The 20512-nt window shown below is 49.7% G+C and carries 19 protein-coding genes and 1 tRNA gene; 7 read left to right on the top strand and 13 right to left on the bottom strand.

All coding sequences use genetic code 11. The features are described 5' to 3' along the window. Window positions 1-71 precede the first annotated feature (71 nt). From EYB30_RS08575 to EYB30_RS08565, 3 genes are all read right to left on the bottom strand, one after another. The gene (locus EYB30_RS08575; RefSeq protein WP_166838500.1) at window positions 72-1430 is read right to left on the bottom strand and encodes a diguanylate cyclase domain-containing protein; all 1359 of its coding nucleotides are present in this window, start codon (window positions 1428-1430) and stop codon (window positions 72-74) included. 150 nt (window positions 1431-1580) lie between these two features. Beyond that, window positions 1581-2303, bottom strand: coding sequence for an outer membrane protein OmpK (locus EYB30_RS08570; RefSeq protein ID WP_166838499.1), 723 nt, complete (start codon window positions 2301-2303; stop codon window positions 1581-1583). A 3-nt stretch (window positions 2304-2306) separates the two neighbouring features. Then, window positions 2307-4241 (bottom strand): methyl-accepting chemotaxis protein, encoded by a 1935-nt coding sequence (locus EYB30_RS08565; RefSeq protein ID WP_166838498.1) that lies wholly within the window; start codon window positions 4239-4241, stop codon window positions 2307-2309. A gap of 208 nt (window positions 4242-4449) precedes the next feature. On the opposite strand from EYB30_RS08565, the gene EYB30_RS08560 reads away from it, so the two are divergent. After that, a tRNA-Leu gene (locus EYB30_RS08560) sits at window positions 4450-4536 on the top strand. Window positions 4537-4796: 260 nt separating this feature from the next. Here EYB30_RS08560 and EYB30_RS08555 read toward each other — a convergent pair. The 9 genes from EYB30_RS08555 to EYB30_RS08515 form a co-directional block, all read right to left on the bottom strand. After that, window positions 4797-5375 carry a hypothetical protein gene (locus EYB30_RS08555; RefSeq protein ID WP_166838497.1) on the bottom strand — a complete coding sequence of 193 codons (579 nt, stop codon included), beginning with the start codon at window positions 5373-5375 and terminating at the stop codon, window positions 4797-4799. 165 nt (window positions 5376-5540) lie between these two features. Further along, window positions 5541-6119, bottom strand: a complete 579-nt coding sequence (locus EYB30_RS08550; protein ID WP_166838496.1) for a hypothetical protein — start codon at window positions 6117-6119, stop codon at window positions 5541-5543. Window positions 6120-6882: 763 nt separating this feature from the next. After that, complete coding sequence (locus EYB30_RS08545) at window positions 6883-7227, bottom strand: hypothetical protein (protein ID WP_166838495.1); 345 nt, start codon at window positions 7225-7227, stop codon at window positions 6883-6885. After that, complete coding sequence (locus tag EYB30_RS08540; RefSeq protein ID WP_166838494.1) at window positions 7227-8132, bottom strand: hypothetical protein; 906 nt, start codon at window positions 8130-8132, stop codon at window positions 7227-7229. The genes EYB30_RS08545 and EYB30_RS08540 overlap by 1 nt, the downstream gene beginning before the upstream one ends. A 596-nt stretch (window positions 8133-8728) precedes the next feature. Then, window positions 8729-8938 carry a cold-shock protein gene (locus EYB30_RS08535; RefSeq protein WP_068236331.1) on the bottom strand — a complete coding sequence of 70 codons (210 nt, stop codon included), beginning with the start codon at window positions 8936-8938 and terminating at the stop codon, window positions 8729-8731. A gap of 215 nt (window positions 8939-9153) precedes the next feature. Then, window positions 9154-10146, bottom strand: a complete 993-nt coding sequence (locus EYB30_RS08530; RefSeq protein ID WP_166838493.1) for a PA2778 family cysteine peptidase — start codon at window positions 10144-10146, stop codon at window positions 9154-9156. 3 nt (window positions 10147-10149) lie between these two features. Further along, window positions 10150-10527 carry a PA2779 family protein gene (locus EYB30_RS08525; RefSeq protein ID WP_166838492.1) on the bottom strand — a complete coding sequence of 126 codons (378 nt, stop codon included), beginning with the start codon at window positions 10525-10527 and terminating at the stop codon, window positions 10150-10152. Window positions 10528-10665: 138 nt separating this feature from the next. Then, window positions 10666-11820 (bottom strand): iron-containing alcohol dehydrogenase, encoded by a 1155-nt coding sequence (locus tag EYB30_RS08520; protein WP_166838491.1) that lies wholly within the window; start codon window positions 11818-11820, stop codon window positions 10666-10668. 20 nt (window positions 11821-11840) lie between these two features. Continuing rightward, window positions 11841-12689: a type 1 glutamine amidotransferase domain-containing protein gene (locus EYB30_RS08515; protein WP_206674598.1), complete on the bottom strand. Its 849-nt coding sequence runs from the start codon at window positions 12687-12689 to the stop codon at window positions 11841-11843. A gap of 124 nt (window positions 12690-12813) precedes the next feature. On the opposite strand from EYB30_RS08515, the gene EYB30_RS08510 reads away from it, so the two are divergent. Then, complete coding sequence (locus EYB30_RS08510; protein ID WP_166838490.1) at window positions 12814-13725, top strand: LysR family transcriptional regulator; 912 nt, start codon at window positions 12814-12816, stop codon at window positions 13723-13725. Between the two features lie 17 nt (window positions 13726-13742). Here the strand turns inward: EYB30_RS08510 and EYB30_RS08505 are convergent, their stop codons facing one another. Beyond that, on the bottom strand, window positions 13743-15104 hold the full coding sequence (locus EYB30_RS08505; protein WP_166838489.1) for a M24 family metallopeptidase: 1362 nt from the start codon (window positions 15102-15104) through the stop codon (window positions 13743-13745). Between the two features lie 141 nt (window positions 15105-15245). Here EYB30_RS08505 and EYB30_RS08500 point away from each other — a divergent pair, with 141 nt between their 5' ends. From EYB30_RS08500 to EYB30_RS08480, 5 genes are all read left to right on the top strand, one after another. Continuing rightward, window positions 15246-16472 carry an adenosine deaminase family protein gene (locus EYB30_RS08500; protein WP_166838488.1) on the top strand — a complete coding sequence of 409 codons (1227 nt, stop codon included), beginning with the start codon at window positions 15246-15248 and terminating at the stop codon, window positions 16470-16472. A 339-nt stretch (window positions 16473-16811) separates the two neighbouring features. Continuing rightward, window positions 16812-17006, top strand: coding sequence for a hypothetical protein (locus EYB30_RS08495; RefSeq protein WP_166838219.1), 195 nt, complete (start codon window positions 16812-16814; stop codon window positions 17004-17006). A 147-nt stretch (window positions 17007-17153) separates the two neighbouring features. After that, window positions 17154-18572 (top strand): sensor histidine kinase, encoded by a 1419-nt coding sequence (locus tag EYB30_RS08490; protein ID WP_166838487.1) that lies wholly within the window; start codon window positions 17154-17156, stop codon window positions 18570-18572. Further along, a complete protein-coding gene (locus tag EYB30_RS08485) occupies window positions 18569-19174 on the top strand; it encodes a hypothetical protein (protein WP_166838486.1) in 606 nt (201 codons plus the stop codon). Before EYB30_RS08490 ends, EYB30_RS08485 begins: the two co-directional genes overlap by 4 nt. Beyond that, entirely contained in the window at window positions 19161-20510 is a 1350-nt protein-coding gene (locus tag EYB30_RS08480) for a sigma 54-interacting transcriptional regulator (protein WP_166838485.1), read from the top strand. Before EYB30_RS08485 ends, EYB30_RS08480 begins: the two co-directional genes overlap by 14 nt. Window positions 20511-20512 lie beyond the last annotated feature (2 nt).

The raw sequence follows: 20512 nt of genomic DNA, 5'->3' as shown, positions 1-20512 counted from the left end.
CTTTAGCTCATACAAAAAGCCGTGCTACACGTTTAACAAGGTTTTTCAGCTAGTACAACGATATGATGCGCCTACCCCGCACTGGATTGCTGGGCGGTTTTATGCTGATACATACGCTTGTCTGCCAGGGTTAATAAGGCTTCAACATTGCCGTTTACTTCATTACTGTGCGCTACGCCGATACTTAACGAGGCAGTAAATTCAGTACCTTGCCAACTTAAACGGGTCGTTGCAAAGTGTTGTAACAGCTTGTTCGCCTGCATCTGTGCCTGGGCTAACGTTTCTAACCGGTATAACACCACTAAAAATTCATCGCCGCCCATCCGGGCTACTAAGTCCGAACTGCGCAGCCGCCGCTTCAGCTGCTGGCCAACAAACTGCAGCAACGCATCACCGGCGGCATGGCCATAACCGTCATTAACCTGCTTAAAATGATTTAAATCGATATTCAGCAGTGCATATTGCGCTTTAGCAGTACCTTCATCCGTTAACTCGGACAGCTTTTGCATTGCCATACGCCGGTTTGCCAACCCTGTCAGCTCATCATAGTAGGCATAATTTCTTGAGCGCTTATATGACTGATAAAACAAAAACAGTGCGATATAACAAATAATACAGAGCAGGTAGAGCGTGGCACGAATAATGTAGCTTTGTGTGCCTTTTGCCGCTAAGGCGTGGTCTTGGTATTTCGCCGCCAGCAACCAACTGCCGCTGGGCAGGTTGATCGGTAACGTTAGATCAGCCTGGCTGAACAGGGTGTTATCGCCAAAAAACACCTCGCCCTGTTCGCCTTTTGCATCTTTACCGCGAATGGCAACCGTCGCGCCGTTAATGCTGGCCACACCGGCATGCTGCATTAGCTGCTCAAAGTCGATCACGACACTGACATTACCCCAGTAGTGGTGGTTTTCCGGAAAATCACTAAATACCGGATAGCGCACCACCACGCCCATACCGCCTTGCACCAGGCTCACCGGGCCGGCAATCATTACAGTTTGGCGGTTACGGGCTTGCTGTATAGTGTTGTATTGCTCGGCCTGGCTACGTAAATCCAGTCCCAGTGCTTTTTCATTACCTTGCAGCGGGTAGATGTAAGCAATAACGTCATTGGGTGCCAGCGCCACAGAACGGGCATGGGTCGATTTTTCCATAAACTGGCGGCCGATAACGGACCAGTTTTTTTCTACTACATCCGGCGCTACAGTTGCCAGCGTTGCCACACTGTTGCCGACATACGCATCCAATACCACGGCCGATTCCAAAGCCCCTTTTGCTGTCATCAGCTGCAAATTAACGTTACTGCGCGCCAGATTCATCTGCTTAGCGCGTTCGGCATGCAGAATTTGTTCAACAATGGCGATACTGAGCAAAAGATACAGACTGCTAACAAGCGTTGCTGCCAGCGCACGTTTTTGTTTCCCGGACAGCATAGTGCTCCACGCCTATTTAAAATCGGCTCAGCTTACCGCAAATAGCGCCCAGGCTGGCAAACTGAGATAGTTCCGCCAAGTGTAATCAGTAAATCGCTTGCTGTCAGGCATTTATATCAACATCGCTGTGCGGCCACTGGCGCAAACAGATTAAAAATGCGCTTTCACCAACAGATTCACATTTGACTCATTAGTACGAAACGCCGGGCTGTCGGCAATGCCGTATTTATTGCGCCAGTACACATATTCAACGCCAACATAAAGTTTATTTTTTAAATTAAACAGCGGGTGCAGCGCCCATTTTAGCTGTGACGTCATATTCATACTGGCGCGCTGATCTGCAGTGGTACTGTACCAGTCAAGAAAACCATCATACAAAAACTGCTGCCCACCCAGCGTAAACGGTACGGCCCAGGTGGTAGTAAGTTGCCAGTTATCGGCCAGTCCATCGTTGTTGCGACGGTAGAAATTCAGGTTCAGGTAACTAAACCCCGGCACCGCTAAATCAGTGGCGACGCCATACAAAAAATCTGTCCGCAGCGTTGACATTTCTACCGTGCTGGTAAAAAGCACATCTTTAATCACACCATACTGCAGTGGCTGACCAGAGAGCTTACTGAAGCTTAATCTGGGTGACCATTCGGCATAGTTGTCACGGCTACCATTATCGCCCCGCAGGTGGTCGAGAAAGAAAAAACTGTCACCCCAGCTGGTGCCGGCCACGTGCTCAAAGGTCAGGATCTGTTTATCCGGGCCATCGACCCGGTAGTTACTGCCATTTAAATAACTGACACTGAAATCCTGCCACAACACTTCGGCCTGCAGTGGTAAGCTGGCGGCCGCCAGCAGTATCGCCAGATGGTGTTTATTCATGTGCTATACCTTAAATTGTGTTACCAGATTACGCAGCTGCTCAGCGCGCTGCTGCAGTAAAGCGATGGCGGTTAATTGCTGCTCGGCATTGTGATGAATACTGGCGGCACTGTCGGAGATTAAATGCGCCGACTGGTTAATATGCTCTACCACTGTGCCCTGCTCTTCGGTGGCGGCGGCCACCTGATGATTACCGGCGCTGATCGCTTCAAACTTTTGTTTGATACTGCCAAGTGCTGCCGCAGACTGCTCGGTATGATCCGCGACTTGCTGACTACTGGCAGTGCCTTGTTGAATGGCAGCCGTCGACTGCCGTGCGGTTTGTTGTAACTGGGTAATTTGATCGCGAATTTCCAGCGTCGACTCCTGCGTGCGCTTCGCCAGATTGCGCACTTCATCGGCCACTACGGCAAAGCCGCGCCCCTGCTCACCGGCACGGGCCGCTTCTATCGCTGCGTTTAGCGCCAGCAGGTTAGTTTGCTCAGAGATGGCATTAATCACTTCCACTACAGAGTTAATTTGCGACGCCTGATTGGCAAAATCAACAATGGTTTTTTCAATATCGCCCATCACGCTATTTAGCTGCTGCATAGTGCGCGACGTTAGCGCCATATTGTCATTGGTGCTGTGGGTGTCCTGCACTGCAGCTTCGGTGTCCTGCGCGGTACGATGGGCAATACCAGACACTTCTGAAATGGTCTGGCCCATTTGTGTAATGGCCGTGGCCACCTGATCGGTTTGCGCCCGCTGCAACTCGGTTGATGCAAAGGTATCATTGGCCAGTTGCGCCAGCTGCTCAATACCGGTTTTTATCGCGGTTTCAGTATGTTGTATTTCTGCTACCAACTGACGAATTTTGCCGATAATGGCGTTGAAGCCTTTGGCCAGGTGTCCCAGTTCATTGTCGTGGCTGTCGTCCAGCCGTTTGGTCAGGTCGCCACCGTCGCCGGACATTTGCAACAGGTTTTCGCCCACCTGATAAATCGAATTACTTAGCGACTTGGCAAAGATCACCGTTAAGACGATACACAGCGCCGTCAGCAGCAGGCTGGCAATCACCGAAAAGGAAATCACCCGGTTTATCGCGCTGCTAATTTCCTGCGCCGGCAATACCGCCACCAGCTTCAGGCCGGTATCACGAATATCCTGCACGCCGATGTACACCGATTCATTGTTCAGATCAGTTTGTTGCAGGCTAAAGCCGGTACTTTGCTGCTTAATCTGTTGCGCAACTGGCTGATACTGCGGCAATTGCTGGATATTCTGCCGCGCCAGCGACAAATCACGGTGCACCACCATCATGCCATTGCCATCAACCAGAAATAAGAAACCATTTTGTCCCAGCTTGTACTCTGACACGAGGCTGGCAATAGCCGACACGTCATACCCCAGCCCGGCGACAGCCGCTCGCTTACCATCCACCTTTACTGCGGCGTTAACAAACAAGGTTAGTTTGCCACTGCGTTCGTCGGCATCCAGCGCCAGCTCGCGCCTGGCCGTACTGTTTAAAAAGTCAAAAAACCAGCTGTCGCGAGGCTCAGCTGCCGAAATCGTTTTAAACACGCCCGCTTCGGTGTAATAGGTTTTGCTGTAATCCGACACCCAAAACAGCGTTGCAGCACCGGCATCCTGCTGCTGTTGTTTAAAATAAGCCAACACCTGCTCATGGTTAGCCGCTGCTGTTTCGCCATCGCGCATCCAGTTATGCAGCAGGCTGTTAGCCGCCAGGTTTTCCGATAAGGTAATAGGATACATCAGCTCCGATCGCACCTGCTCAGCAATGCGGCCAACGCTGTTGGGCAAATACTCACGCTCGGTCTGGCCATAATACAGGTTCGAGAATTGGTTAATGTTAATCAGGGTGGATACCAAGGTCAGCAAGGTTAGCGCCAGGGTAACAAAGGCAATAAACACGGTGCGTAGTTTCAGCTGTTGCATAGCGGCTCCGTCGCAGTAACTGCAGAGAGTTTTCAACTAAGGTATAGATCAAGCCTAGCAGTGAAATCAAATAAGGTGTTGAAATATAAGTAACTAAAACGGGTATTTATCGTTAACCACAACAAGCATCGCGAAAATAGCTTGCATAATGGCAGCAGGTTACATAAGATGCGCGCCGTCTTACCAAGCGTATTCACGCAACGACTCTGCCCGGGTGGTGAAATCGGTAGACACAAGGGATTTAAAATCCCTCGCTCGAAAGGGCGTGCCGGTTCAAGTCCGGCCCCGGGCACCATTTATTAAAAGTCTTTATCCTTAAATTCGTTGGGCTTATCAACCAAGTTGACTAAATGAGTATAGCGATGGATTTCTTGCCCACCGCTATGTGAAGAGCATGAGTCAGAAAGTGACCCAAGACGCAAAACTCTAGAAAGTAAATTTAGTATGTCCTAAGCATTTCAGATTTTGGCTAACAGCTCTTTCCCATAACGACGAGATGAGCTTCATGTATGAACTACAGAGTGACTGGTTTCATAAACTCCAGTCACATATGATCTAAGCCGTGACCTGACGACTGAGTATATTTAATAAGTCCGTGTCGAACCATACACCAGTCAGGGCGCTCTCTTCGCATATTTTCTTAAAAACGCCAGTTATGAAAAGTGCTTTATAGCCTTCTAGAGCAGACTTAAATATAACTTTACCAGCCACGTCATTTTCATCAAACACTAAGCTTTTAAGTCCATTTGGAAAGCCTTCTTCGTATTTAATCAAACTCAGTCCAGGGACTTCAGTGCTTGACTGTGTGCAGTTAAACAAGATTACTGAATGGCCTTCAACGTCAATCGGCAAAAACTCGCCATCGTTTTTGATATGAGGTGCAAGTGCCTCGAAGGCTCTAGGGTTGAGTGCCAGAAAATTACTCCAAAAAGTAATATCTGGTGCTGCCACATCCTTAAAAGATGGGTGTGCTGAACAACTTGGCTTTACCCATCGATCTGATATTGGCATACAACTGTTAAAAATACGCTTAGTAAAACGTAAATCGGTGTCATCAAGCAGTTTTGCCAATTCAATTATTCTAAGCTGTACGAGCTCATGGATATTTTCTTGTCGTTTTAAACGATAAATCATGCAGTACTCTCTGTTTTACTAGTCCCTTCCTGCGCGATATAGTTGGGATGTTCGCATTTTTTAAGTTTAATTTTTGTAGCGCTTAATCGATTGAAAAATATTTCCTCTGGCAGATCATCATTCCTGCACTGACCTGAAATCGCTCTTGAGCGTTGCACTCTCACCTTAATCGAATATATTAAGCAACTGGCTGTCTAACCTAATGCCGGTCAAATTACGTTTTTCAATTAACAGCTTGAAGCGCTCTGTTGCATACAGAATCGTACAACCTTGCATCTTCGATCTAAATACGTATCTACTGTTATTCGCCAAATCAGCTTCATCAAAGACCAGTGATACAACACCATCAGGCTCACCATCTAAATATTTTCGTTCTGTTAGTGAGATATCTTCTTGCCCAAATACCTGGCAGTTGAAGAGGTACGCAGGTTCACCGTCTACCTTAATCGACAAGAACTCTCCGTCACTTTTTAGTGCGTCACCTAACGCGTCGTAGGCTTTGCTAGAAAGATATAAACCCTGGCTATCCCACAGAGAGATATCCGGTATCTTGTTTCCACTTTTAGACAAACTTTGCAGTGATGTTTCTACACATTTCCATTTACTTGCCAACGACTCACCAGTTAACGGTGCGTTCATCAATGTCGTTATCAAGCTGAAATCGCCTAACTGCTCCGTTATTGTCATAACGTCAAGCTGCAATGCTTTATAATTTTTCGGATCGTGCTTAAGTTGGTATACCATTTTATTCACCTGCCCACTGAGCATCTCTCTTTTCTACAATCTGCGATGGATATCCACCATAAGTGAGCAGATGTTTTATATCTCTTAAACTGTTTCGCACAGAACTCTCCGGCAGCAGACACTGCCGCTACTATTAAAGACAACTGAAACCTGAGCGCCAAGTAATAGTCACTTCGCCGGGCAATATCACGAATATCAGGGCCAGGGACCATTGCCGTTCTGGCAAACCACTTCGACAGAATTGCCATTGCATAAACACCCACCCTGATACCTATTCCGTCCCATTCAGGTCGACCAGCACCTCTGCGATCTAGCTTGTTGTCTATGTAATTTACTGAATATCTAATAAAAAGCACCGCAGGTAACAGCCAATTGATAACACATACACCAAAGGACCGCGTTGCAATATTAAGCATCTGGGACAAAATAAAAACTAAGTGCGCAGATAAAAAAGAGCCAAGCGGAAATATTGTAAAACAATGCTAAATACCCATCTTTACGCCTGGCAACCTGCCTTATAGCTTCACCTGGTATCAAAGGTGACTTAGCGAACCAACTGGAAATTAAAGCAAACGAGTACAAGTTAAGTCGTATACCAATACCATCCCAGAGTGGAGGCGCAATACCCTGTTTGGCCAAAGCGCTATCTAGATATTTAAGCGAAATTCTGCCGAATAATAAGGTGGCCAAACCCCAACTGACGAGAAATAAGGCAGTTAGAATAGCCAGAGCATCTTTCAGATCCAAACTAACCACAGCCTACTTAGGCCGGGATAAGCAGGTATAACAACACAGCAGACACTACCGCTGTTATTAAAGACAGCTGAAACCATAGTGCCCGGTAATAATCACTGCGCCGGGCAATATCCCGGACCTCAGCACCTGGAATCATTGGCGTCCTGGCAAACCACGTTGAAAGAATCGCCAACGCATAAATACCAACCCTAATACCAATTCCGTCCCATTCAGGTCGACCAGCACCTCTACGATCTAGCTCGTTGTCTATGTAATTTACTGAATATCTAATAAAAAACACAGCAGATAACAGCCAATTAATAACACATACACCAAAAGACAATGTTGCAATATCAAGCATTTTCTCAGGCATTAATGTGACCCCTTGGCAGAATTAATGTGCCATAAATAATCTGCCAGCTGTTTACCACCAGCATCAAACAATTTTGCTGCAGCTATACCCGCTATAACTCCACCAACAATTGCTATGGCCCAGCCATAGGGTGTCGCAATTAATGCGATAGTCAGCGCTGCTGCAATCTCACCACCGATAATAGAACCTGCGATTACTCCGAGCCCAAGCCCTGCCATTTCTCTTGCTAACTCTTTCTGCCAGTCACCTTCATTTTGTTTTACACCATACACATGCAAAATGCGCGTACCGGCATCAAGCGCAATCAAATTCTTGCCAACAACATTGGCAACGCGCTGGAACTGCTGTACCCGTTTAAAATTGTGGCTACTTTGTAACTTTATCGCCGCATCTGTTTTCCTGCCACGCGCCAAGCCCATGGCGCGTTCCGGGTTACTCCATACTGTACCCCGACCTCTGCTTTTGGCAGTATTCGTTGCCAGTATGCGTTTAATTTCGCCTTGAAAATAGCGATTAACATTGGCTTGTGCTTTGCCAACCTGTTTTGCCAATGCTTTACGCTGTGCAGCCGGTGCTTTGGTTAAATATGCAGCCCGATATTGCTCTAATGCCAGCTGATAACTAGCTATTTTGGCAGAGAAACCTTGTAAGCGCTTCTCAAGTACTGTGGCCATAGCGCCAATAGCCCCTGGCGTCTCTTTTAGCAACAATTTGCCGCTTGGTGTGTTCAAAAAACGGTTTGCTGTCAGTAGCGCAGGTTTTAACTGCAGCTGATAAAAATCAGCCAGTGCATCGACGACACCAGTGCCAAAATCTTTGTTTAAACGCGCAATATTTCTGCGTTCAGATGGCGACACTTGTTTTAACATTTCAAATAAACGCAGGGCGTCAGCATCATCACCCACGCTTTTATCCGTCCTGGTAATGTACGGCGTTCCAGCGGGAAGGGTGGCTTTTTCAGTTATAGATGTTTCATCTAACAGGCTACCAGCGGGGCATGGGATCCACTCTTTTGAAACGGGGTCGGTTGTGATACAAATTTCAATTGCCATCATTCGTCCTTGAAATAAATTGTTAAATTTGAGTGAATGTTAGTTGGCTGTAGCCCTGTTTGCAACACCAATTATCGGTGATGAAGGCGAGATAGAATTTTTAGGAATGTTGAGGATAAAATTGTCACTAGCCCCATCAATCAAGCAGCATCAGTTCAAACAACAGCTTTTGCAGGTTCTGCCGGCTGTCCATTAGCAGAAATAACTCGCCACGCGTTTTTGCGTTATCAATGCGGTAAAACAGGGGAACACTGAGGGTCAGATCCAAATCTTGGCCGAAAATAACGTTTTGCTCCAATTTTGGCTTTAATCAGGGGGGAACAACGCTTGCGGCTGCCGCCTTGGGTGTTGAATTTCAGCCAACAAAAAAGGCTAGCGCGATGGCGTAGCCTTTTTGGTGGTTAACCTAAACGCAGCACAGCTGCTGTTTCAGGTTATGTAATGCAAGATTACATTACTGAGATTTGTGACGCTTGCGGGCCTTTTTGACCGGCGCTAACAGTAAACTGTACGCGTTGGCCTTCCTGCAGCGTTTTAAAACCTGTGCTGGCGATTTCGCTGAAATGAGCAAAAACGTCAGGGCCTGAAGCTTGTTCAATGAAACCAAAACCTTTAGCTTCGTTAAACCATTTTACTGTGCCGGTAGTTGTATTAGACATGGTATATACCTGTATTAAATAGATTAAATGTGCCTGATAGCAGGCGAGTGTGCTGCAAGAGATGTTTTAACTTATGAATACAGGAGGAGGTACTAAACGGCAGTAACATTCGAGGCGTTGCATAAATATTGAACAAGCTAATTAAGCCTGGCCAGTGTATAGGCTTTCACTGCAGTGTCAAACAATATTTCATAGAGCTATAAAAAATAAAAAATTTATTCTAAAAATAACTTACAAGCGCTTCCTCCCTCAACACTCTGCGGTGCGGCTGCCATAATTTGCTGCTGGCTATCAAGCAGGTTGCTGTCCTCTGGCGACAGTTGCAGTGCTTGGTTAATCAGGTGGCTGGCTTGCTCGTGGCAAGTCAGGCGGCTTAACAACAACGCATAGTTATTTAAATACGCTATCTGATGCTGAGCGGCAGGCAAACCTTTTTCAAACCAGTTAGCCGCCACTGTGGGCTGGGCAGTAAAATAATGATTCGCCAGTAAAAAATATGCTAGCCAGTAATCCGGCCACCGCTGTGTCGCGCTTTCAAGCGCTGTCAGGCCTGCACCTGTCTGGCCTTTGCTTAGTAAATCCTGACTGGCTTTGGTATATAAAAACGGCTCTAACTGCGCGCTACTTTTATCCGGCGGTAACATGGCCAGCATCCAGTAGTTACCGCGGCGCCAGGTGCGCTCGAAGGTGGAAAAATTAAGCCGGTGACTGGGCGTAACACCGGTGTGGAGTATTACTTCTGCCCTGTCCAGATCGTAGCCGATCACCACCGCATAATGCCACTGTGGTAGCCAGGCGATGCTGTTGTTTTGCAGTACAATTAGCGGAATATTCTCTGCAACCAGGCTTAGCAGCTGTGCCATAGTGGCACGCGGCTGCACATAAGCCAGCATACCCAGTTGCCGGGTGGCAGCGGCCATTTCAATTTGTAAGGTGCCCTGGCGGCCGGGAATAAAGGTATTAGGGGCTATCGCCTCAGGGCTGGTGTTTAGGCCATAAAAACCGGCTACTTCGGCCAGGGTTGTCGGGCCGCAAAAGTAGTCCTGTTGCGGATAAAACGGCACCTGCGCAATAAGATGCTGACGGGCGATATCGGGCGGGCTGCTCTGCAACTGCCGGGTTTGTGGTGGCGTTTGGCAAGCCGTTAACAGCACCAGCAAAAATAGCAAACCAGCCCGCAGGCTGGTCTGTTGCAGTAAGACTAACACCTATTAAGAGTTTATCGGACGGATAAACGGATACACATCAGTAATGCCCAGTACATCCAGTACCGCTATTACCACCAGTACTGTAACAATAGTGCCAACAATACCGCCGGCTGGCATCTCGTTCAGTTGGTTATTCAGTGCGTCAAGCTCCGCGGTGGTCATGGCGGCAATACGCTGCTTGGCATCATCGGCATTAACACCCAATTCAATAAGCTTTTGCTGTACTTCAGCATTATCCACCAAGGCCAGCACTTGCTGCTGACTGTACTGGTGTTGCTGCTGGGTAACGACTTCATCAGAGCCATAAAGGCCTGCTGACACCTGACAGCATGTAAATAACAGTGCGGCACAGGTACTAACAACAACGGAAGTTTTTTTCATTTAGGCCTACCTCAGGTTGGTATTTGGGCGATATAACGCTCTAAAGCCTAGTTGAAACAACAACCTATTGCAACATACCAGCAAACCTGGCCAATATTACAGGCCATACACAGGTTATGGCCGTGCACGGTATGTCACTTACAGCGCTAAGGTAAGAATTTGCCTTGCTTTGGCTAAATCAATATCGCCGTGTTCACCCAGTGCTGTCATGCCATTACGCTCGAGGTTAGCCACCAGCTTATCAATGTCAGCAGCCGTCAGGTTGTAATCCGATAAACGGGTTTTTACGCCCATATGCTCGAAAAAGTCCTGCGTGGCTTTAATAGTTTTATCAATAAGTTCATCTTCATTGCCACTGTTGATGTCGAACACGCGGCGACCAAACTGCAGCAGTTTCTGTCGTTTTTGCTCGCGCTGCACGTACATTAAGGTGGGCAACACAATCGCCAGTGTTTGCGCGTGATCTAAGCCAAACAAGGCGGTAAGTTCATGGCCAATCATATGGGTAGCCCAGTCTTGCGGCACGCCTTTACCAATTAAGCCGTTAAGCGCCATCGTCGCCGACCACATCACATTGGCGCGTACGTCATAATCTTCTGGTGTCGCCAGTGCTTTGGGCCCTTCGCTAATCAGGGTTTGTAAAATGCCCTCGGCAAAGCGGTCTTGCAGCGGCGCATTTACCGGGTAGGTCAGGTACTGCTCGATAACATGCACAAAGGCATCTACCACGCCATTACCCACTTGCTTCGCTGGCAATGAATAGGTGTATACCGGGTCGAGTACGGCAAATACCGGCTGCACTAAATCTGAGCCAAAAGCACGTTTTTGCGAAGTAGCTTTATTAGTCACCACCGAATTGCCGTTACTTTCAGAGCCGGTGGCAGGCAAGGTTAACACCGCACCAATCGGCAGCGCCGAACTAAAGGCCGCGCCTTTGGCCAGAATATCCCACGGCTCGCCGTCAAAGTTTGCGGCAGCGGCGATAAACTTAGCACCGTCAATAACGCTACCGCCACCGACCGCCAGAATAAAATTTAGCTGTTTACTGCGTACCAGCTCCACCGCCTGCATCAGAGTTTCCAGCGTTGGGTTGGGCTCTACGCCGGCAAATTCCTCAAACTGCACACCGTCAAGCAGGTTAAGCACATCTGTGTACACGCCGTTGCGCTTGATGGAGCCGCCGCCATATAAAAACAGCACTTTGGCATCTTGTGGCAAGCGGCTTTTCGCCTCTTTGATTTGGCCTTTACCAAATAAGATTTCAGTTTGATTTTTAAAGTTAAAATTTAACATCGATACTCCTGCTGTGTCGCTTAATGCGCCGCTTGCTCAAGTTGTTTTAACATGGCTGCGGCCAGGGCTTTATCTGAAAACGGGTTTTGTCCGGTGATCAATTCACGGTCTACCACTACATTCGGTGTCCAGGCTTCACTGTATTGCATGTTGCCACCGGCTTGCTGCATCGCCTTGCCCGGGTAATACTGCAGCGTGTCGCCGTTTAACGAGGCTTCAAATACCGTCTCTTCTGCATCAGAGAAAATTGTCATCTTGTAACCGGCATAAATCCAATTATTAGCACTTGCCGGTTGTTGCTGCACCAGTGCTTGCTGAAAGGCTTGCGGGTTTTGCTGTGCTGATAACAACGCTATCGGGCCATGACAAATGGCGGCTGTGGGTTTTGCGGCTGCATTAAAATGCGCCAAAATCGTGCCTACTTCAGGGTTATTGGCCAGGTCAATCAGCGGTGCATGCCCGCCCGGAATAAACACCCCCTCGTATTGCTCTAAGCCGTCAGCAATCACCTCCTGTAACGATAGGGTGTCATCAATGCCCTCAATTGAAGCAATAACCTTTTGAATACGCTGCATTTCAGCCTCACTACCACCGAAATACTGTACGGTAACCGACTTTTCATCGACTACCGGTGCGTTGCCTTTTGGTGTGGCGAGCACCAGCTCGTAGCCAGCCTGTATAAAAGCATCGGCCGGTACGCCAAACTCATTCAGGTAATAGCCGGTACTCAGCGTTTTACCATCCTGTAACGCCATCTGACTTTCACTGGATAACAACACCAAAATTTGACCTTTACTGTCTTGTGCCAACACCGCCTGCGTCAGGCTGCCGCTTAACACTATCGCGAAAAGGGTTTGTTTAAACATCATTAGCCTCATTTGTGTTTCTGTAAGCCCTTTAGGGCAGGGTGTGACGCTAAGTGTAGAAGAATTAGCTTGCAGGTAGAATTCAGCGCTTTTATGATCAGCCATCATATATCTGATGGCTGATGCGATGTCTTACTTTGTGCAGTTACGCACCTTTGTCGAGGTTTACCGCTGCGGCACTATTACCCGGGCGGCCGCTAATCTGGGTTTGTCGCAACCGGCCGCAACCGCGCATATTCAAAGCATTGAGTCATTAGTGGGCTTTGCCTTATTTGAACGCAAAGCCCGAGGTGTAGAGCCGACGGCGGCGGCACATGATTTGGCACTGCAGGTATCAGCCCATTTAGATGCGGTAGAACAAAAGCTGGCGTCGGTGCGTAATCGCAATAATGCAGTCTATGGTACGCTGAACATTGCTGGGCCAGCGGAATATATCAGCCAGATCGCCGGTGCACAGTTTGCTAACCTGTTGCAGGCGGGCGAAGTTAATTTAGTCGTGCATTTAGGCAATAAAGAGCGTATTTATCAGCTACTGGCCGAAGGTACAGCGGAACTGGCCATTACCGCGTCCGCGCCCGATCCGGCGCTGTATGATTATCAGATTATTGATAGCGAACGGCTAATGCTGGTAGCCAACCGCTTTACGGGTTCACATTTGCTGCAACAAAGCGTGGATGCTGAGCGGCTGAGGTTGTATCCGGTGATCAGTTACGACCCGACACTGCCGTTAATCCGGCATTATTTTAATGCTGTGTTTAATGCGCCCTGTCAGTCGCCAATAGCCGCTATTTGCCCGGATATCCGCGCTATTGCCGGCATTGTTAAAGCAGGCGTTGGTTACAGCGTACTGCCGGATTATCTGTGCCGTGATGCAGTCAAACAGGGCCAGCTGGTGTACCTTGGTGAGCCCGGGCCGGAAAATTTTATTTATCTGGTATGGCGCAAAGGGGCGTTAAAGCACCCCAGAGTAAGTTATGCCAAAGACATCTTGCTGGCGTTTGCCAATATTAACAAATACGCCTCTGCCACCTCAGCCTGAGGTGCAGCAAAATATTGCTAGCGGATCAGATGCCACTGCGTTTGCCGGCCAGCCAGGTAAATCACCTGTTTGCCGTCAAAATAGGCGCTTTGCTCCAGCTTGATTTGCACCAGCTGCTGTTGCCACTCTGGCACGGCCTGTTTGATATTGCCTTCAATAGCGTAAGCGGTGTTGGCGTATAGCGGCCAGTCGCCCTGCACCGGCGTCGGCCCCTGATTATCCCACATACCTATGGTTGGCCCCGGCGCGTGGCCAACAAAGCCCAGTGCATGGGTGTAAGTGCTGTGGTTAATTTTGGCTTTAGCCGCCGCTTTATGCGTTGCCGCTAAAATCTCATTGCCACTGCGGCCGGTTTTAAACTCGCCGGTTAATAAGTCCTGCCAGCGACTACCGGTAGCCAGTGCCGCTTTTAAGCCGGCAGGCGCTTCAGTTTCGCCGTTTTGCAGCACATAGGCCATTTCCTGGGTATCGGTGCACAGCTTCAGATAACAAATACCGACATCGGTATGCAGCACATCGCCACGTTGAATAATACCGCTGGTACCACAAAACGGGTTATCCGCCTCGCAGGCAACACCCGGCCGCTGCAGGTTAACATAAGGCATAAACCAAACCGGTAAATCCAGCTGCGCAAAACGCTCGCGAATATACCAGGCCACGTCGTCAGTCGTCGTTACGCCGGGGGTAATCACTTTATTGCTAAAGGCTTCGGCAATGACGCTGCGGGCTAAACTCACCACTTGCGGGTACAGCTCAAGCTCTGCTGCGGTGCGCTGCTCTAACCAGCGCACCACTAATTTTTCGGCCGGTACCAGGCGGTTGTGATACTCCGTAGGCAACACCTTTAACAGCTGCTGATGCAAGCCTGAGGTTAAACCATCGGCCACCGGCCAGTGCTCAGACACATTAATGCCAATTTGCTCGGGGGTACGTTTAATAATTTCCGCCGCCAGCGCTTGCCATTGCTGCTCCAGATTGCCACCGGCCCAGGCGGACTCATAAGGCGCACCCAGCGGATAGCGATTAACCGACAACTTTTCAATGCTGCCGTCCGCTTTGCGATTAAACAGCAGCATAGTAGTACGCCTTGCAGCAAAAGTAGGCTGCGGCACTAAGGTAAAATACACCGGGTCTTCAGCGTATTCGCGGTTGATCACCAGCCACATATCAAGTTCTGTCTCGGCCATCAGCTGCGGTAACAGGTTTTGCAGCCGCTCGGTTAAAATGCGATTTTCCGGTGCAATACGCGCGCGAGGCGACAACACCTGATAGTCGTCAGCCGTAACCAGCTGCCGGCCCTGACTGACGTTATCGGTTTTTGCGGCCAAAGGGCTCGTTAAGCTGGCGGCCAGCGCCAGTGCAGATAGAACTAATTTCATGTGATCTCCCTGTTGTTATCTTGCTGTTGTAAGCCAGTTTTTCACCAGCTGCAACAGTTTAAGCCGGTTAGCGCCGCGTTTTCCCGACGAAAAGCGCGAAAACTGCGGTACACTTATCTGTGACTGAGTAAAGGAGCCGCTATGCCACGTTATTCTGCAGAATTTATCAAAGAAATGCCCAAATCCGACTTACACCTGCATCTGGACGGCAGCCTGCGCCTTAGCAGTCTGATTGAGATGGCCAAGCGCACCGGCACTAAACTGCCATCAGATACGGTAGAAGGCTTAAAACAACTTGTGTTTAAAGAAAAGTACAACAACTTAGCCGAGTATCTGCACTGCTTTCAGTACACCTGTGCGGTGCTGCGCGATATGGAAAATTTAGAACGTGCCGCTTATGAACTGGCCATTGATAACCAGCTCGAAGGGGTTAACTATATTGAAGTACGTTTTGCGCCGCAGCTGTTGATAGATTTACCCAATGGCATCGATTTTGACCGCGTCATGCATGCGGTAAACAACGGCTTAAAACGTGCCATGAGCGAATACAACCGCTCTGAGCCAGTGTTAAGCGGGCAGAAGCCGCCTTTTGCCTATGGCATTATCAACTGTGCAATGCGCATGTTTGGCGATAAAGGCTTTTCGCCCTATTACACCAACCTGTTTCAGCTGATGCGTGACTTTGCGCCGATGGACGTTATCAAGCTGGCAGCGATGGAGCTGGTGCGCGCCAGTGTGCGGCTGCGCGATGAAGAGGGCGTGCCGATTGTTGGGCTGGATCTGGCCGGGCAGGAAAGTGGTTACCCGGCCAGCAAGTTTAAAGAGGTGTACGAGTATGCCCATCAGCATTTTTTATTAAAAACCCTGCACGCCGGTGAAGCCTATGGCGCAGAAAGCGTATTTGAAGCCATTACCGAGTGCTACGCCGACCGTATTGGCCATGGTTATTCGATGTTTATCCCGGACATGATTAGCGATACCAACATTAGCGACAAAGCCGCCTATATCCGTAACCTTGCCTCCTACATAGCCGACAAGCGCATTGCCATTGAAGTGTGCTTAACCAGCAACCTGCAAACCAATCCGGCCATTAGCGATATTAAGCAGCACAAGTTTAAAGACATGCTGAATAACCGTATGGCTACCGTTATTTGTACCGATAACCGCCTGGTGTCTAATACCACCGTCAGCCGTGAATATCAGCTGGCGCTGGATAACTTTGATATACCGCTAAAGCGTCTGAAAGACATGGTCGCCTACGGCTTTAAAAAGAGCTTTTTCCCCGGTAGCTATGTCGAAAAACGCGAATACGCCAAGCAGTGCTTGCAGTATTTTGACCGCGTTGCCCAGCGCTATGGATTTATCTAAATAAATTCAAATAGTTAAATAGTTTGTCGCAAAAAGCATACACTCTAAGTCATTGAATTTAAACATAACGACATTTAAAGCCGTTTAACTGTAGCCAAATGGCGACAGTTAAACCGGCCTGTCACTTCCCCCCTGATAGCAATAACAAATAAGCTGTTGTTTTTATTTAATATAAAATTATTTTCACAGCTTGGCACACCTCTTGTATTAGTTAGGCCACGCGACGTTACAGGAGAATGTCGCAAGTGCAAGTTACAGCAAACTGCCTTTGCCACATTCTCCCTCAAACCGTGTTTTCGCAGCCAAATGACGTAACGGCTGCACCTAACGGAGGTGGTTATGGATTTATTCTTATTAGGTACCGTACTGTTTTTGCTGGCTAATGTGGCCGTCGTTATTACGATGCTACGCCGGGTAAACCTGCACAACGACAGCGTGCTGGCGTGGGAGCAGGCACAACTGGCAACAACACAACCGGCACTGCTACAACCGCAAGCCGCTTACCCCACGCCTTATCTGGCAGAGGCGGCTTAGGCCGTCACGATCCCATGAGTTCAGCCGCAAGGCTGAATTTTTGTCAGGCCAGCACCCCACTGGCCTTTTTTTTGTGCCGCCAATGGCTTTTTTTTTTGCCACTAAAATAAGGTATGCTTACAGGCCTTAGCATTAAGACATCATACTATGCGCTTTTCACTGCAAACTGCGTCTCTACGCCAACTGGTATTACTGAGCTTTTTCCTCGCCCTTATTCCGGTGGCGGTATTGCTATGGCAAAGCCACAAGGCACTAAGCGGGGTGAGTCAAAATGCGGTGGCCGAAGCAGAAACCTCTGTCGCCAGTGTGCGCCGCGCTGAAAATATGCAAAACCTGGTCGTCGATATAGAGCGTGCCGTGCGCCAGCATGCCGTAGTTAAAACGGCTGCTCTGGCCCGGGTGGCGCGCAGTCATCTCGACAACTACCATACCTTACTACAGCAGGTGTGCGACAACGTTGGCCAGCCGCAGCTGTGCCAGCAACAACAGTATCAGCTAACCTTGTTACTGGATAACTTCAGCGCCTTAAGCAGCACTGAATTGGAACCGGTAATGCAACAGTTCAGACTACAGCAACAGCAGTTAACCCAGCAGATCTGGTTATTGCTGGAGCAAAACCTGCAGCAACAACAGCGCTTTGTCGTCGCCAGCCAACAACAACTGGCCTGGCAAACTGTCGCCCTGGTGCTGTTAACCTTACTGTTGGTGCTATGGGCCTCGGGCCGCATAACCGCGCCGGTACGCAAACTGGATAAGATGATCCGCGCCATTGGTCAGCAGCATCAGTTTCCGGATGAAAAGCTCACCGGCCCACGCGAGTTAACAGAGCTGGGCGAGCAGCTGCGCTGGCTCAGCTCACGCTTACAGCAACTGGAAGCACTGCGGCTTATTTTACTGCGCCATGCCTCACATGAGTTAAAAACCCCGCTGTCCAGCATTCGCGAAGGCTGTTCATTGTTAAGCGAGCAACTGGTTGGCCCGCTTAATGCTCAGCAACTGGAAGTGGTAGGCCTGCTCAATGGCAGTGCCGACCGTTTAAGTGTACTAACCGAGCAGTTACTGGATTACAACCGCCTGCTACAGCAAGCCAAGCCAGAACCCGACTGGCATTCACCACAGCAATTATTTAACGACTGTTTTAACGACCATGCCCTGTCACTGCAACAGCGCGGCCAAAACATAGAATTAAGCTGCCAGCTCAGTGCTATTTATACCGACGCCACGCTATTCCGGCGTATACTGGATAACCTTATTAACAATGCCCAGGCCTATGGCAGCCAGAACAGCCCGGTATGGGTAAAGTTGTATCAACAGGAGCATCAACTGGTGCTAGATGTTGCCAATAACGGTAACCCTATTCCGACCGCACTGCGCGAGAAACTGTTTGAACCCTTTCAGCGCGGTACTACACCGCGGTTTGACGCGGTGCAAGGCTCGGGGCTGGGGTTGTCGATCGTCGCCGACTGCGCCCGCTTGCTGGGCGGCCATGCCGATATAGTAGATGTGATTTATGCCGACGTCTGTATTCGGGTGCGGCTACCACTGTTAGAGGAAAAACCCGCATGAAAACCCGTCTGATCCTTGCCAGCCTGCTACTGTTAACCGGCTGCCAGTTGCTGCCTGCCCCCGCGCCAACACAGCCGGCGCCGGTTCAACCGCTAGAGGCTGAACCGGAAGCCGTGGCATTGTCCGAGCCTGAGCCGGTGGCCACACCGCTGGCGATCCGCGACGATGCCGCAACGTTGCAAGCCTGGGTAAATTACCGCGCCGGCATGCTAAACCGCATTAACGAAGAGCGCGAGCTGCTCAATGCCGACACGGCACAGGACGACGTCTGGCAGCTAAAGCGCACCATACTGCAGTTACACCCGGACACACCTTACCTTAGCCGCTTGCGCGTGCAGATGCAGTTAGCTGAGCAGCTGGCTACGCTGCCAGCGCCGTTAGCGGCACTGCTCAGCTGGGATTTGGCGTTTAACCAAAAACTGCTGGAAGCCGAATCGGCCGTTAGTGCGCTGACCCGGCTTAATGCCCAGCAGCATGACAATATTGACCGGCTGCAAAAAACCAACAAAGAGCTGCAAAAGAAAATTGATGCGCTCACCCAGATAGAAGCCCAGTTAAACCAACCTGCCGTGGTGCAAGAGGATAACAATGGCCAACCCTAAACCGCGTTTATTGCTGGTAGACGATGATCCCAGCTTGCTGCGTTTATTAACCTTACGGCTGGAAGGCGAAGGCTATCAGGTGATCAGTGCCGACAGTGCAGAGGCCGCTTTACCGCTGTTAGCCAAGCACAGTATCGATGTCGTTCTCAGCGATTTACGCATGCCGGGGCTGGATGGCATGAGTTTGTTTGATGAAATTGCCAAACGCTACCCCGGCTTGCCGGTGGTGCTGATGACAGCACATGGCTCTATTCCTGAAGCGGTTGCCGCCACTCAGCGTGGTGTGTTCGGCTTTTTAACCAAACCGCTGAATACTGCAGAGCTGCGCGATATTTTGCAAAATGCAGTGCATCAGTCGGTACCGGAGCAAGCCGAATGGCGTGAGGACATTATTACCCGCTCGCCGCTGATGGCAGAGCTACTGGAACAAAGTTATCGTGTGGCGCAGCGCGATGTCAGCGTGCTAATCACCGGCGCCAGCGGCACCGGTAAAGAGCTGCTGGCCAAAGCCATCCATAACGCCAGCCCGCGTGCCGGCAAACCCTTTGTTGCTATTAATTGCGGCGCCCTGCCCGAGCATTTGCTGGAATCTGAGCTGTTTGGCCATACCAAGGGCGCCTTTACCGGCGCCGTCACCGAGCATGGCGGCCTGTTTCGCGAAGCGGACGGCGGCACGCTGTTTTTAGACGAAATTGGTGATATGCCGGTAGCCTTGCAGGTAAAGCTGCTACGCGCGCTGCAAGAGCGGCAAATCCGCCCGGTCGGCAGCAGTAAAACTATCCCGATCAATGTGCGGGTGTTATCGGCTACCCACCGCGACTTACAACAAGCCATGCAGGACGGCAGCTTCCGTGAAGACTTATACTACCGGCTGAATGTGGTCAACCTGCAACTGCCCACGCTGGAGCAGCGGCCGGAAGATATTCCACTGCTGGCGCGCCATGTGCTGCAGCAAAGCGTAGAGCGCCATCAGGTAGACGTAACCCGTTTTTCAGATGATGCCATGCAGCTGCTGGCCACCGCTAAATGGCCGGGCAATGTGCGCCAACTGGTGAACGTGGTAGAGCAATGTGTGGCGCTGACACACAGCCCGGTTATTGGTGCCGCCCAGGTAGAACAGGCGCTGTCGCAGGACAGCAGCTACTGGCCCAGCTTAACCGAAGCCCGCGATCAGTTTGAGCGCCAGTACTTAATTCGCGTGTTGCAAATGACCGAAGGCAACGTAACCCGCGCCGCCGAACTGGCCGGGCGCAACCGTACCGACTTTTATAAACTCCTTAAAAAACACGAGCTAAGCGCGGCACAAGTAGCCGAGCAACACGACGAGGCCGAATAAGC

This window comes from Rheinheimera pleomorphica (assembly GCF_011634895.1).
GTDB lineage: Bacteria > Pseudomonadota > Gammaproteobacteria > Enterobacterales > Alteromonadaceae > Alishewanella > Alishewanella pleomorphica.
The sequence above is the reverse complement of the archived record's forward strand: the minus strand, read 5'-3'. Positions and strand labels throughout refer to the sequence as shown.

Excerpts from the sequence above, each read along its gene's own strand:
- EYB30_RS08575 (WP_166838500.1), bottom strand. The coding sequence starts at position 1,430 with ATGCTGTCCGGGAAACAAAAACGTGCGCTGGCAGCAACGCTTGTTAGC.
- EYB30_RS08570 (WP_166838499.1), bottom strand. The coding sequence starts at position 2,303 with ATGAATAAACACCATCTGGCGATACTGCTGGCGGCCGCCAGCTTACCA.
- EYB30_RS08565 (WP_166838498.1), bottom strand. The coding sequence starts at position 4,241 with ATGCAACAGCTGAAACTACGCACCGTGTTTATTGCCTTTGTTACCCTG.
- EYB30_RS08555 (WP_166838497.1), bottom strand. The coding sequence starts at position 5,375 with ATGATTTATCGTTTAAAACGACAAGAAAATATCCATGAGCTCGTACAG.
- EYB30_RS08550 (WP_166838496.1), bottom strand. The coding sequence starts at position 6,119 with ATGGTATACCAACTTAAGCACGATCCGAAAAATTATAAAGCATTGCAG.
- EYB30_RS08545 (WP_166838495.1), bottom strand. The coding sequence starts at position 7,227 with ATGCCTGAGAAAATGCTTGATATTGCAACATTGTCTTTTGGTGTATGT.
- EYB30_RS08535 (WP_068236331.1), bottom strand. The coding sequence starts at position 8,938 with ATGTCTAATACAACTACCGGCACAGTAAAATGGTTTAACGAAGCTAAA.
- EYB30_RS08525 (WP_166838492.1), bottom strand. The coding sequence starts at position 10,527 with ATGAAAAAAACTTCCGTTGTTGTTAGTACCTGTGCCGCACTGTTATTT.
- EYB30_RS08520 (WP_166838491.1), bottom strand. The coding sequence starts at position 11,820 with ATGTTAAATTTTAACTTTAAAAATCAAACTGAAATCTTATTTGGTAAA.
- EYB30_RS08515 (WP_206674598.1), bottom strand. The coding sequence starts at position 12,689 with ATGATGTTTAAACAAACCCTTTTCGCGATAGTGTTAAGCGGCAGCCTG.
- EYB30_RS08510 (WP_166838490.1), top strand. The coding sequence starts at position 12,814 with ATGTCTTACTTTGTGCAGTTACGCACCTTTGTCGAGGTTTACCGCTGC.
- EYB30_RS08505 (WP_166838489.1), bottom strand. The coding sequence starts at position 15,104 with ATGAAATTAGTTCTATCTGCACTGGCGCTGGCCGCCAGCTTAACGAGC.
- EYB30_RS08500 (WP_166838488.1), top strand. The coding sequence starts at position 15,246 with ATGCCACGTTATTCTGCAGAATTTATCAAAGAAATGCCCAAATCCGAC.
- EYB30_RS08495 (WP_166838219.1), top strand. The coding sequence starts at position 16,812 with ATGGATTTATTCTTATTAGGTACCGTACTGTTTTTGCTGGCTAATGTG.
- EYB30_RS08490 (WP_166838487.1), top strand. The coding sequence starts at position 17,154 with ATGCGCTTTTCACTGCAAACTGCGTCTCTACGCCAACTGGTATTACTG.
- EYB30_RS08485 (WP_166838486.1), top strand. The coding sequence starts at position 18,569 with ATGAAAACCCGTCTGATCCTTGCCAGCCTGCTACTGTTAACCGGCTGC.
- EYB30_RS08480 (WP_166838485.1), top strand. The coding sequence starts at position 19,161 with ATGGCCAACCCTAAACCGCGTTTATTGCTGGTAGACGATGATCCCAGC.